The 13,130-nt window shown below is 49.3% G+C and carries 11 protein-coding genes; 9 read left to right on the top strand and 2 right to left on the bottom strand.

The window, feature by feature from the left end; genetic code table 11:
* The first annotated feature begins 121 nt into the window (after positions 1–121).
* Positions 122–1,495, top strand: coding sequence for a DNA repair protein RadA (gene radA / locus K2I50_RS02340; RefSeq protein WP_301024643.1), 1,374 nt, complete (start codon positions 122–124; stop codon positions 1,493–1,495).
* A gap of 207 nt (positions 1,496–1,702) precedes the next feature.
* Here radA and K2I50_RS02345 read toward each other — a convergent pair whose 3' ends face one another.
* On the bottom strand, positions 1,703–2,335 hold the full coding sequence (locus K2I50_RS02345) for a hypothetical protein (protein WP_301024644.1): 633 nt from the start codon (positions 2,333–2,335) through the stop codon (positions 1,703–1,705).
* 104 nt (positions 2,336–2,439) lie between these two features.
* Here K2I50_RS02345 and K2I50_RS02350 point away from each other — a divergent pair, with 104 nt between their 5' ends.
* Positions 2,440–4,014, top strand: coding sequence for a sulfatase (locus tag K2I50_RS02350; RefSeq protein WP_301024645.1), 1,575 nt, complete (start codon positions 2,440–2,442; stop codon positions 4,012–4,014).
* A gap of 163 nt (positions 4,015–4,177) precedes the next feature.
* On the opposite strand, the gene clpB is transcribed toward K2I50_RS02350, so the two are convergent.
* Positions 4,178–6,766, bottom strand: coding sequence for an ATP-dependent chaperone ClpB (clpB, locus tag K2I50_RS02355; protein WP_301024646.1), 2,589 nt, complete (start codon positions 6,764–6,766; stop codon positions 4,178–4,180).
* 178 nt (positions 6,767–6,944) lie between these two features.
* Here clpB and K2I50_RS02360 point away from each other — a divergent pair, with 178 nt between their 5' ends.
* From K2I50_RS02360 to kdsA, 7 genes are all read left to right on the top strand, one after another.
* A complete protein-coding gene (locus K2I50_RS02360; protein WP_301024647.1) occupies positions 6,945–7,919 on the top strand; it encodes a DUF5106 domain-containing protein in 975 nt (324 codons plus the stop codon).
* Positions 7,920–8,074: 155 nt separating this feature from the next.
* Positions 8,075–8,524, top strand: a complete 450-nt coding sequence (locus K2I50_RS02365) for a DoxX family protein (RefSeq protein ID WP_301024648.1) — start codon at positions 8,075–8,077, stop codon at positions 8,522–8,524.
* A gap of 45 nt (positions 8,525–8,569) precedes the next feature.
* Positions 8,570–9,649: a tRNA 2-thiouridine(34) synthase MnmA gene (gene mnmA, locus K2I50_RS02370; RefSeq protein ID WP_301024649.1), complete on the top strand. Its 1,080-nt coding sequence runs from the start codon at positions 8,570–8,572 to the stop codon at positions 9,647–9,649.
* Between the two features lie 43 nt (positions 9,650–9,692).
* The gene (locus K2I50_RS02375; protein ID WP_301024650.1) at positions 9,693–10,346 is read left to right on the top strand and encodes a bifunctional nuclease family protein; all 654 of its coding nucleotides are present in this window, start codon (positions 9,693–9,695) and stop codon (positions 10,344–10,346) included.
* Positions 10,347–10,384: 38 nt separating this feature from the next.
* Positions 10,385–11,695 carry an MFS transporter gene (locus tag K2I50_RS02380; RefSeq protein WP_301024651.1) on the top strand — a complete coding sequence of 437 codons (1,311 nt, stop codon included), beginning with the start codon at positions 10,385–10,387 and terminating at the stop codon, positions 11,693–11,695.
* Between the two features lie 8 nt (positions 11,696–11,703).
* The gene (locus tag K2I50_RS02385; protein WP_301024652.1) at positions 11,704–12,429 is read left to right on the top strand and encodes a 16S rRNA (uracil(1498)-N(3))-methyltransferase; all 726 of its coding nucleotides are present in this window, start codon (positions 11,704–11,706) and stop codon (positions 12,427–12,429) included.
* Positions 12,426–13,130: 3-deoxy-8-phosphooctulonate synthase (kdsA, locus tag K2I50_RS02390; protein ID WP_301024653.1), on the top strand; the 705-nt coding region annotated here is incomplete at its 3' end. The genes K2I50_RS02385 and kdsA, both read left to right, overlap by 4 nt.

The following is a 13,130-nucleotide window of genomic DNA, read 5'->3' on the forward strand; positions in this document are numbered from 1 at the left end:
CGAAAATCTGCTCGACGAATGACTGCCCTGACGGTAACATTTATTATTAAACAAGCTCTAAATCCATCAAAAAAATCCTATCGCCGGAAATATAAAATAATTTTTACGTCTTACTAACATTATGGCTAAACAACAGAAAACGGCATGGTTCTGCAACAACTGCGGCACTGAATCGCCAAAATGGGTCGGACGATGTCCGGGATGCGGCGAATGGAACACCATGATTGAGGAGAAGCTACCCTCAGGCGGCTCCAAAAGCAAAAGTTCGACTTTCGATCCGTCGCGCAAGAGTGTTCCGAAGCCCATCTCCCAGGTAGAGACAGTAAGCGAGACACGCATACACATGCCAAGCGAAGAGCTCAACCGTGTGCTTGGCGGTGGACTTGTGGCCGGCTCGATAGTATTAATAGGCGGCGAACCCGGCATAGGAAAATCGACACTCGTACTACAGAACATCTTGTCGATACGAGGCAAACGCATATTATATGTAAGCGGCGAAGAGAGCACAAGCCAGCTTAAGATGCGGGCCGACCGTATAGGACGACTCAGCGACAACTGCTACATCGTATGTGACACATCGCTTGAGAACATACTCGGGCATGCTGAGTCGCTCACCCCGGAAATCATGGTGGTCGACTCGATACAGACCATAGCGTCCGACTCTATTGAGTCGTCGGCGGGAAGTGTAAGCCAGGTGCGGGAATGCGCAGCGCAACTACTACGCTTCGCCAAATCGACAGGCACACCTGTAATACTTATAGGCCACATAAACAAAGAGGGCTCGATTGCCGGTCCAAAAGTGCTGGAGCATATTGTTGATGCGGTATTGCAGTTTGAAGGAGACCGCCATTACATGTACCGCATACTAAGGTCTATCAAAAACCGCTTCGGGTCGACCTCTGAACTCGGCATATACGAGATGGTGCAACGCGGTCTGCGTGAAGTAACCAATCCATCCGAACTGCTGGTATCGCAATCAGGCGAGGGGGTGTTGTCGGGAACCGCCATCGGCGTCACGCTTGAAGGCGTGCGACCGTTTCTTATCGAGACACAGGCACTTGTATCAACGGCGGCCTATGGTACTCCACAGCGCTCTGTAACAGGCTTCGATGCAAAACGGATGAACATGCTCCTTGCCGTACTTGAGAAACGTGTCGGGTTTAAACTGGCTCAGAAAGATGTATTTCTCAACATAGCAGGTGGCCTTAAAGTCAACGATCCGGCGCTCGACCTCAGTGTAATATGCGCCATACTGTCATCAAACGTAGATATGGCTGTAGCGCGCGATGTATGCATGTCGGGCGAAGTCGGCCTTACAGGTGAGATACGCCCGATAACACGCATCGAGCAGCGCATACTCGAAGCCGAGAAACTCGGCTTCAGCAACATCATAGTCCCGCGCCATAATCTCAAGGGATTTGATACATCCAAACTCAAGATACAGATTACCGAAGTTGCAAAAGTCGAGGAGGCTTTCCGGGCACTGTTTGCCTGACCATCTACTCCGCACAATGTATTGCAACAAACATATACGCCGCATTAATAAGATAAGCCGTTGATATTTAGAGAATGCTTGAATTTAATTTTATGAAATTCAAAACATTCTGGAAATCCAAACATTCTCTTAGGCCGCAATATAAAAAGCGCACCGCAGAAGATATTTCACTGCGGTGCGCTTTATGTTTTTAAAGATAGCTGATGATTATTCTTTAATCAGACCATTGGGGTCGAACTCACGTACTACCTTGACAGTCATCTTGTCGGGATTAACGCGTATGCCACCCTTCTCCTCGATACTCTTCAACTGCTCGTCGCGAAGTTCAGCAATCATTTTGGCTGCTTTCTTTGGCTGGTCGGCCATCACCTTCTTCAGCATGCGTGTGTCAAGTGCGATTTTGTAGAATGCGACATTGATAAACTTCCAGTTCTGGTCGGTAAGTTCATATTTCTTCTGAAGGGTATTTGCTATTGCGGCACCTTCCGCCATTGCCTCGGCGTTATATACTCCACGCCAGTATTGCTTGAGCTGCTCGTCGTCAAGGATTGATTTGAGAGTATTGTCGCGCATCTTTCCGAGCTGGTTGTTGCCCTTTGCAGTCAGCACCCCTTCATTGTCATTGATTGTCTTAATAAAAAAAGCGTTTTCTTTTTCTATAGCCTTGGCAAGTTTCACCTGCTGATCGGATGTAAGTTTCACATACCGACATACATCAAACGCCTGGCGCATAGTCGCCGGAGAGAATTCCGCAAGAGCTTTAGTGTCGAGGGTCTGCGCAGAGACAGAGGTAGCGCAGATTAATACCAATGTCGAAATGATGGCTTTTAATTTCGTCATGACTAAAATTACAGCTAATAATGTTATGTTTTGAAGAAAAATTGTATCTTTGTGCAAAATTAGCAAAAAGGGTTAATAAATTCAAAAAATTTTAGCGCCTAATCATGAATTACAGAAAAAATTTAAACTGGTTGCTTTGCGGAGTCAATGTAGCAGCCATGGTACCGGCCATAGCTGATGCCAAGCCGACCGATACAAAAAAGGCTGATACCCGACCCAATGTACTTCTTATCGCCATTGATGATATGAAGCCATGGATTGGCCCTTACGGCGACTCAATCGCCAAGACCCCGGCAATGGACGCACTGGCCTCCCAAGCCACAACATTCAATAACGCTTATTGCCAGGTATCGCTCAGCGGTCCGACACGCTCATCACTGCTTACAGGCCTCAACCCCGACCATACGGGAGTATGGTGGCTCATGGGCTCATTCCGCAAGAACAATCCCGACATTGTGACCATGCCTCAGGCGCTGAAAGACAACGGCTACGAAACAGTCGGTGTGGGAAAGGTGTACCACCCACTCAAAGACAAAGAGGTTAAAGACGACCCCATATCCTGGAGCCTGCCTTATATAAAGACTTCCGGTTCGCAATATGCACTATCCAACGGCCGTGTAGCCACCGAATGCGCCGACGTTCCCGACAACGGTTATGTAGACGGAGTGATTGCCGAAGAAGCAGTAAAGGCGCTCGGAAAATTAAAGAACAGCGACAAGCCGTTCTTCCTGGGTGTCGGATTCAAAAAACCACACCTGCCATTCTGCGCTCCGAAAAAATACTGGGACATGTACGACCGCGAGTCAATGCCCGTGGCCGAATTTCAGGATATGTCGACCGACCCCGTAGAATATGCCTACCACAACTCCCTGGAGCTGAAAGGATATTCCGACATACCGCCGTTTGAGAGTTTTGTCGACACCAAACATCTTGACACCGAGACCCAGAAACGCCTCCTGCATGCATATTACGCATGTATATCATATACCGACGCCCAGATAGGCAAAGTGCTTGATGCTCTTGAAAAAGAAGGACTCGCCGACAACACTATCGTAATTATGTTTGGCGACCATGGATACCACCTCGGCGACCATGGCATGTGGAACAAGCTCTCCGACTTCGAACAGTCGACACACGTGCCTCTCATCGTATCGGCACCGGGCATGAAAAAGGGCGTAAAATCCGATGCTGTCGTAGAATTCCTCGACATCTTCCCGACAGTATGCGAACTTACAAAGACCGACCATCCACAGCAGCTTGACGGAAAGAGCCTTGTGCCCATCCTTAAAAATCCGAAAGCAAAAACCAAGGATTATGCCATAAGCCAGTTCTCGCGCAGCTGCACCGAAAATTATACAATCTCATCCGACACCGATTTAAAGGGGAAGGCCAAAGAACTGGAGGAAGACATCACAGGATACGCGTTGCGCGACTCCCGCTACCGCCTCGTAGAGTGGACCAAAGGCTTCAAGACCTACATGCCTTTTGATGAATCGAAAGTAGTAGCCTACGAACTTTACGACTACAACAAGGATCCTGAGGAACGCCACAACGTGGCCAACGATCCGGCATATGCATCGGTAGTGAAGAATCTCAAAAAGAAACTTCACCAATACTATGCAAAAAGCTACTCCTCGCCCATGAGCGCTCCTATTGCCAGGACAGCGGCGGGCGAATAATTACACTGAGGGTTTCTATCATTTATAATTTGTCCCGGAGGCTGTTAGCGCAGTCTTCGGGATTTTTTTGCGCATACCCTACACAAATCTCCAGCACAAAAAAACAGTCCTCCGGTGTGGCCTGCACACCGGAGGACCGGTCCATTCTCTATATGCGGATATATCAGTTACGGAAAATCAGCTCGTCATCCTTGGCATCTATAATGATAGGATGCTCGCGATCCACCTTCTGTGCAAGAATATCCTTTGACAAGCGGTTAAGCACCATACGCTGCAGCACTCGTTTGACAGGACGTGCACCAAATTCAGGATTATAACCTTCCTTGGCAAGATAGCTCAGAGCCGCAGGAGTGACCTCAAGATTTACACCGTTGGTAGCCAGCATCTTCTTTATGGAATTTACCTGAATACCTACGATATCCTGAATCTCGCGCTCGTTGAGCGGGGTAAACATGATAATCTCGTCGATACGGTTGAGGAACTCCGGACGTATTGTACTCTTAAGCATCTCGAGCACCTGCTCTTTAGTTTTCTCCACAACCTCATCGTGGTTTTCATCGGTAATTGATGCGAAGTTTTCGCGTATCACGTTGGAACCCATGTTGGAGGTCATGATGATAATCGTATTCTTGAAGTTGACAAGACGTCCCTTGTTGTCGGTAAGACGACCATCGTCAAGCACCTGAAGCAGGATATTGAATACATCGGGGTGAGCCTTCTCTATCTCGTCGAACAGCACGACTGAATAAGGCTTGCGGCGCACAGCCTCTGTAAGCTGACCACCTTCGTCATAGCCCACGTATCCCGGAGGCGCACCGACAAGACGGCTTACGGTATGCTTCTCCTGATACTCGCTCATGTCGATACGAGTCATCATATTCTCATCGTCAAACAGATATTCGGCGAGAGCCTTCGCAAGTTCGGTCTTTCCGACGCCGGTGGTTCCCAGGAATATGAACGAACCGATAGGACGGCGCGGGTCGTTAAGCCCGGCACGACTGCGACGCACGGCATCAGCAATGGCTGCGATAGCCTCGTTTTGGCCCACAACCCTGCGATGAAGCTCCTCCTCGAGATGAAGCAGTTTCTCCTGCTCGCTGCGCGCCATCTTGGTGACGGGAATACCGGTCCATCGCGAAACTACGTCGGCGATATCATCAGCATCCACCTCTTCCTTTATGAGCGACTTTTCGCCCTGCATAGCCTTCAGCTGTTCCTGCACATCGGCGTTCTCTTTCTCTTTCTGTTGAATCTTAGAGTAACGAATCTCTGCCACTTTGGCATAGTCACCTTCACGTTCAGCCCTGTCGGCCTCAAATTTAAGCTGCTCGATATCAATCTTATTCTGCTGAATGCGATTGATGAGCTCTTTCTGCGACTGCCATTTAGCCTTGAATTCCTTCTCAGTGTCGCGCAGGTCGGCAAGCTCTTTTTCAAGAGTCTTCACCTTCTCCTTGTCGCCCTCACGCTTGATAGCCTCACGCTCGATTTCGAGCTGGGCAATCTTACGGGTAATTTCGTCAAGGGCCTGAGGCACGCTGTCTCGTTCCAGACGCAACTTTGAGGCAGCCTCATCGATAAGGTCGATAGCCTTGTCGGGGAGGAAACGGTCGGTGATATATCGCTCCGAGAGTTGCACGGCAGCAATAATCGCCTCATCGCGGATTCTCACCTGATGGTGGTTTTCGTAACGCTCCTTAAGACCTCGGAGTATGGATATGGCGCTGAGTTCATCAGGCTCGTTTACCATTACCTTCTGGAAACGACGCTCAAGTGCCTTATCCTTCTCAAAATATTTCTGATACTCGTCAAGCGTCGTCGCGCCGATACTGCGCAGCTCGCCACGGGCAAGAGCCGGCTTAAGAATATTGGCGGCATCCATAGCTCCCTCGCCTTTTCCTGCACCTACGAGAGTATGGATTTCGTCAATAAACAATATGATATCGCCGTCGGCCTGTGTAACCTCATTAACGATGGCTTTGAGGCGCTCCTCAAATTCACCTTTATATTTGGCTCCGGCCACAAGGGCGCCCATATCCAGAGAATAAATCTGCTTGTCTTTCAGATTCTCAGGCACATCGCCGCGCACTATACGATGGGCAAGACCCTCGGCAATAGCAGTCTTGCCGGTACCCGGCTCACCAATCAGCATAGGATTGTTCTTTGTGCGGCGGCTGAGAATCTGCAACACGCGCCTTATCTCGTCGTCACGGCCAATGACAGGATCAAGTTTGCCGGAACGTGCACGTTCATTTAGATTTATAGCATACTTGCTGAGAGCATTATAGGTATCCTCGGCACTCTGGTCGGTAGCTTTCTTGCCTTTGCGCAACTCCTCTATGGCTGCGGTAAGCTCATGCTCTGTAAGGCCTGCATCCTTAAGAATCTGCGAGGCAGAACTTTTTACAAGGAATATGCCGAGAAGTATAGCCTCGATTGTGACATACTGGTCGCCCTGTTTCTTGGCGACATCGAGAGCTTTCTGGAGAACATCGTTTGAGGTACGGCTCAGATAAGGTTCGCCGCCGGATACCTTAGGCTCACTTTCGATAGCCCTGTCAATCGAGCCTGCCACCTGCGCCGCATTGGCTCCCACTTTCTGGAATATGAAAGTGAGGAGCGAATCGCCTTCTGTCAGAATTCCCTTAAGTAGGTGAACAGGCTCTATAGCCTGGTTCCCAGAACCTTTGGCAATCTCGACGGCTTTTTGGATAGCCTCTTGCGATTTGATTGTGAAGTTATTGAAATTCATAATTACAGGATAATATGAATATTTTGTTTTTATGATTCTGTTTTATTAACAAACCACTCCTTTATAAAGTTAAGAGAGGGTTTTAAATTTTAACAGTATTTTTTTAATGACACCCCGACGGGGTGTTTTGCCGTTTGTATGAAGTTTCGTATCTTTGTTTTCAAAAATCATGCCAATTATGCGCCGAATACTATATACCCTTGTTTTTATTGCCGCTACAGCCGCCGGATTTGTCAGCGCCGATGCGAAAAATAATGACAGCAGCCACAAACTTCCGGCTACTCCGTTCGAGTATCCGCAGGCTCCCGACACCCTAAATTCTCTTCAAGCTCGTACAAGCTACGTCATGACCCACTTCTGGGACAAGGCCGATATGAAAAAATTAATGGCCGACACGGCAAAATTCCATAAGGCATTCTCCGATTTTGTAGGATTTATACCCTATGCATCAAAGGACAGTGTGCGCAACTCGATATCTTCCCTTACCGGACGATATGCCAATGACCCGAAAGCCCTGTCGCTGATTGCATCGGAGGCAGAGCGCACGCTTTTCGGCCCCCAGGCGGAATTCTGGAGCGAAGACTGCTACCTGCTGTTCCTGCGTCCGCTGTTGAGCCACAAAAAAGTAAAACAGGCTGAAAAAGACAAATATCTCACACAGATACGCATGCTCAACTCCTCTCAGCCGGGAAGCAACATCGCGGCATTCGACTACACAACCCGCCACGGTGCAAAACACTCCCTTTACGACAATAAGGCAGAATATGTCGTAGTGATGTTCCAGCCCGAAGGCTGCAGCGACTGCTCAATGAGCCGTCTGCGCCTGAATGCCGATGCCGCTACAACGCGTCTGGTGAAAAACGGCACGGTAAAAATAGTGATAATCAACCCTGCAGAGCCCACATCGGGATGGCGCAAAGATATGGAGGGCTACCCGTATGAATGGGAAATAGGCAGTGCGCCTAATGTAGGCGACCTTGTTGACACACGCGTGCTTCCTACCGTCTATCTGCTTGACAAGGACTTCCACATACTCGCAAAAAACCTCGAACTCAACCAGTTGCTCGGGCTTATGGCAACAATCAACCATAACCAGGTGCTCAACCCTACCGGCAACCAGGCCGACACAAAAGGAGCAGAAGCCGAACAATAACACTAAACCAAAAGTTAATAAGTATGTCCGTGGCCGATTTCCATCAGCCCGCCCCATACATTTATTATTTCAATCCAACGTCATCAATATTGCTTATTATGAAGCGCTTCTTCGAGTCTCTTTTTCTTTGTGGCACCGGCTACACCTACACAAATATGGCACGCCTTTTCTTGCGCCTCTTTGTTGGGGTAATGCTACTACAGTTCGGCATACGCCATCTTATCAACTTTGACATGCTTCGTACCACATTCCCCCATGCCCTGGGAATGGACAGCGAGACCGCGCTCATAGTGATGATATGTATCGAGGTAATATGTTCGTTATGTATAATGGTAGGATTCCTCACCCGTCTTTCGCTAATACCCCCACTGGTGGCCATGGTGATTGCGGAGTGCCACATACTTAACGTACTTATGTCCGACACAAACATATATACAATATCAAGCACCCAGCCCGGATATCTGCCACTGATGTTTATCGGCATCTACCTCTTTCTTGCACTTGCCGGTCCGGGCAAAATATCGCTCGACTATTTCATATCGCTGTATATCGTGTCGACAAGAGGCAAAGACGACACTCAGACAGAAGAGCTTGAAGAAGTATAAACATAATCCCATAACCAATCAAACATAGAAAATCCACCTACGACGATGAATATCGCAGTGTTGATTTCCGGCGGCGTAGACAGCGCCGTAGTTGTGCACCGCCTAAAGGAAGAGGGTCACAATCTTCACCTTTTTTATATACGCATAGGACTTGACGACGGCTCCGGCGACTGCTCGGCCGATGAAGATATAGAGATGTGCCGGCTGATTGCTCGTCAGTACGGACTGCCTTTCGATGTAGTATCGCTGCATCAGGAGTACTGGGACAATGTTATGGAATATGCCCTCCGCACAGTGCGCGAAGGGCTTACTCCAAATCCGGACATAATGTGCAACAAGATGATAAAGTTCGGATTTTTCGAAGAGCGCTGGGGACATGAATTCGACCAGACCGCTACCGGACATTATGCCTCTACCGAAGTAATCGGAGGAACCAAGTATCTTGCCACTGCAGTTGACCCGGTCAAAGACCAGACCGACTTTCTCGCACGCATATCCTACAGCCAGCTGTCGCACCTCATGTTTCCGCTGGGCTCGATGCCCAAGGCCAAGGTGCGCGAAACAGCCATAGAGGCTCACCTCCCCAATGCATTTCGAAAAGACAGCCAAGGAATCTGCTTCCTGGGCAAAATCAATTACAACGATTTTATCAAACGCCATCTCGGCATAAAGAAAGGCGCCATCATAGAGTTGGAGACAGGACGCAAACTGGGCGAACACAATGGATTCTGGTTCCATACAATCGGCCAGCGAAAAGGCCTCGGGCTAAGCGGAGGCCCATGGTATGTGGTCAAGAAGAATGTACATGACAATGTCGTGTACGTATCGCAAGGATATTCCACCGAAAAGCAATATGGCCGCACACTTCACCTTGACGAGATGCACTTCATATCAGGCAATCCGTGGAAAGACGAATCAGCCCCTGTCAGGATAACATTCAAGAACCGCCATATGCCTGAATTTCTGTCAGGAACCCTCACACGCATTAACGAAAGCGAGTACGTCATCGAATCGGAAAGCAAGGTGCAGGGGATAGCCCCCGGGCAGTTCGCCGCCATCTACGATGCTTCGTCACGTCTATGCTACGGAAGCGGTATCATTACCGGACAAAACGTAATCATATAGTGACTACGCCAGGCAATCCACCATACAGACAACAACAACCACAATGGAAAGCGAGAAGATAAGATTAAAGGTACTCGGTATATCCTACAGCCAGATACAGTCGGGAGCATACGCTCTCATACTCGCCCAGGCCGACGGCCCATACCGGATACCTGTAGTAATCGGCGCAAGCGAGGCCCAGTCCATCGCAATACGCATGGAAGGTATAATCCCGCCACGCCCGATGACACATGACCTTTTCGTGAGTTTCGCCCATGCTTTCGGAGTAAAGCTGAAAGAAGTATTCATCTATAAGTTTGAAGATGGAATATTTTCGTCAGAGCTTACTTTCACCGACGGAGAGAGAGAAATCGTGCTCGACTCGCGCACATCCGATGCCATAGCCATCGCAATGCGCACTAAATCGCCGATATTCACTACCCGCTCAATACTCGACGAGACAGGATTCATAATGGAGGAGACTACCGCTGCCGCCACCGACTCTGACGGAGCTGACGACAATACTCCGCCAGCCAATCAGAGTCCCGGCGAAGAAAATGACGAAAGTCCGATGTTCAAAGAACCTCGGGTGGAACAATACTCCATTGAAGAACTCGAAAAGACTCTTGCGCGCCTTATCGAGCAGGAAAACTACGAAGAGGCCGCAAAAATATCAAAAATTATTGCGTCAAAGAAGGAGAAAGACAACATGCAATAATCCGCCAATCTGATGAAACCTAAGTCAAAATACTTGCAATGAATACATCAACATTAAAAGTACGCCTCGCAATACTCAATTTCCTTGAGTTTGCCGTATGGGGCAGCTACCTGATTTCACTCGGCCAATATCTGGCCAACATCGGCATGGGACAGGATATATTCTGGTTTTATGCCGTACAGGGCATAGTAAGCCTGTTCATGCCGGCAGTAGTCGGCATCGTGGCCGACCGATGGATACAAGCCCAACGTATGCTGTCGCTATGCCACACACTCGCCGGAGCCGCAATGATTGCATGTGGATTTTACTGCATGATGATGCCATCGCCTCAGTTTGCACACCTGTTTGCACTGTATACGATTTCAGTAGCATTCTTCATGCCGACAATCGGCCTGGCCAATTCAGTTGCCTTCAATGCTCTTGCCAAAGCAGGACTCGATACTGTGACTCACTTCCCTCCCATCAGGGTATTCGGCACCATAGGCTTTATATGCGCCATGCTGTTTGTGAATTTCACTCAGTTTCAGATGGATTACAACCAGTTTTTCACATCGGGAGTAATCGGTATCATATTGGCAATGTATGCTCTTGGAATGCCACAATGTCCTGTCAACAAAGGCGAGTCGCGCTCTGTCAGCGATATGCTCGGACTTAAGGCATTCCGCCTTTTCAAACAGCGCCGCATGGCTATATTCTTCATCTTCAGCACGTTGCTTGGCGTGTCGCTTCAGATTACCAACAGCTACGGCACATCGTTTATCAACAGTTTCGGTCTCATACCGGAATTTGCCGGCGACTGGGGAGTACGCAATGCCACAGCAATTATATCCATATCACAAATAAGCGAGACTCTCTGCATACTTCTCATACCGTTCTGCCTAAAGCGTTTCGGCATAAAGGGTGTGATGCTCATATCCATGTTTGCCTGGGTGTTGCGTTTCGCTTTCTTCGGTCTTGGCGACACAGGCGACGGCGTATGGCTGCTCGTACTGTCATGTATTGTCTATGGAGTGGCCTTCGACTTCTTCAACGTGTCGGGAGGTCTGTTTGTAGACAAAGAGACGGATGCGTCAATCAGGTCAAGCGCCCAGGGACTGTTTATGATTATGACCAACGGCATCGGAGCTACGGTAGGAACCTTTATTGCCGGCAAATATGTTGTCAACCGCCTTGCGCTCGCCGACGGCCTGACACCGATGCAGCAGCTTGAGGGGTGGCGTGAGTCATGGTATATATTCGCCGCATATGCTCTTGTGGTAGCAGTATTGTTCATATTCATTTTCCGCAATCCCAATAAGCAAGTGACCAAACGCGACGTAATCGAAGCGGAGGATACAGCTGCCCTGTAAACAGAATCATGATACAGTTTTTTGCTCCCGACATAGCGGCCACTCAAATGCTTCCGGAGGAGGAGGCCCGACATGCCATAAAGGTATTGCGTTCACATCCCGGAGATATACTTACAATAGTCGACGGACGCGGAACGCGCTACACATGCCGCCTCCTTTCTGACAATCCCCGCCATGCCGACATCGAAATCATTTCGGCCGAACCTCTGCCTCCGGTATGGAACACAGAGATAACACTTGCTGTAGCCCCGACTAAAAATGCCGACCGCATGGAATGGCTGATTGAGAAAGTCGTTGAAATCGGAGTCAACAGGATTGTGCCGCTGCTCTGTCGCCACTCGGAACGGAAAGTAATGAAAACCGACCGTCTCGAGCGGATTGCCGTGTCGGCCATGAAACAGTCGCTGAAAGCCACATTGCCCGCCATCGCACCGCTTACACCCATTGCCGAATTTATCGAGGCTGAGTCAGCCGACAGCAGGTTCATATGCTATTGCGACGACTATATCGAGCGAGTGCCGCTGGTAAAGGCATATACTCCTCAGGCAAAGAGCGCTACAGTGCTTATCGGGCCGGAGGGTGACTTCGACCCTGCGGAAGTAAAAAGCGCACTCAACGCAGGCTTCCGCCCCGTAACACTCGGCGACAACCGACTCCGCACAGAGACTGCCGCGCTTGTAGCCGTAGATACAATTCATATTCTTAATCAATTATCTGAAACCCAACAGAAATGAATACTTTAGAATACCTCAAATCCTCATCATCAGGCAATTTCTTTCTACTCGCAGGTCCTTGTGTGATAGAAGGCGAGGATATGGCTCTCGACATAGCCGAAAATATATGTGCAATCACTTCGGAACTCAACATACCCTACGTATTCAAAGGCTCCTATCGCAAGGCCAACCGCTCCCGCATTGATTCGTTCACCGGTATCGGCGACGAAAAGGCTCTCAGAATACTGCGAAAAGTCCGCGACACATTTGGTGTGCCGGTAGTGACTGACATACATACTGCCGAGGAGGCAGAGATGGCCGCCGAATATGTGGATATTCTACAGATTCCTGCCTTTCTGTGCCGTCAGACCGACCTGCTGGTAGCGGCCGCAAAGACCGGACGCATGGTGAACATCAAAAAAGGCCAGTTCCTCTCGCCTGAAGCCATGGAGCATGCGGTGACCAAGGTACGCGATGCCGGCAATGACATGGTGGCAGTGACCGAGCGTGGTACCACATTCGGCTACCAGGATCTGATTGTTGACTATCGCGGCATACCGACAATGCAGAAATTCGGTGTTCCGGTGATACTCGACGCTACCCATTCCCTGAAGCAGCCCAACCAGGCGGCAGGAGTCACCGGCGGACGCCCCGACCTTATCGAGACCATCGCACGCGCAGGCATAGCCACCGGTGTAGACGGACTGTTCATCGAGACCCAC

The organism is Muribaculum sp. (genome assembly GCF_029051885.1).
Taxonomy (GTDB): Bacteria; Bacteroidota; Bacteroidia; order Bacteroidales; family Muribaculaceae; genus Muribaculum.

Excerpts from the sequence above, each read along its gene's own strand:
- K2I50_RS02365 (WP_301024648.1), top strand. The coding sequence starts at position 8,075 with ATGGCACGCCTTTTCTTGCGCCTCTTTGTTGGGGTAATGCTACTACAG.
- K2I50_RS02380 (WP_301024651.1), top strand. The coding sequence starts at position 10,385 with ATGAATACATCAACATTAAAAGTACGCCTCGCAATACTCAATTTCCTT.
- K2I50_RS02375 (WP_301024650.1), top strand. The coding sequence starts at position 9,693 with ATGGAAAGCGAGAAGATAAGATTAAAGGTACTCGGTATATCCTACAGC.
- K2I50_RS02360 (WP_301024647.1), top strand. The coding sequence starts at position 6,945 with ATGCGCCGAATACTATATACCCTTGTTTTTATTGCCGCTACAGCCGCC.
- radA (WP_301024643.1), top strand. The coding sequence starts at position 122 with ATGGCTAAACAACAGAAAACGGCATGGTTCTGCAACAACTGCGGCACT.
- K2I50_RS02350 (WP_301024645.1), top strand. The coding sequence starts at position 2,440 with ATGAATTACAGAAAAAATTTAAACTGGTTGCTTTGCGGAGTCAATGTA.
- K2I50_RS02345 (WP_301024644.1), bottom strand. The coding sequence starts at position 2,335 with ATGACGAAATTAAAAGCCATCATTTCGACATTGGTATTAATCTGCGCT.
- mnmA (WP_301024649.1), top strand. The coding sequence starts at position 8,570 with ATGAATATCGCAGTGTTGATTTCCGGCGGCGTAGACAGCGCCGTAGTT.
- K2I50_RS02385 (WP_301024652.1), top strand. The coding sequence starts at position 11,704 with ATGATACAGTTTTTTGCTCCCGACATAGCGGCCACTCAAATGCTTCCG.
- clpB (WP_301024646.1), bottom strand. The coding sequence starts at position 6,766 with ATGAATTTCAATAACTTCACAATCAAATCGCAAGAGGCTATCCAAAAA.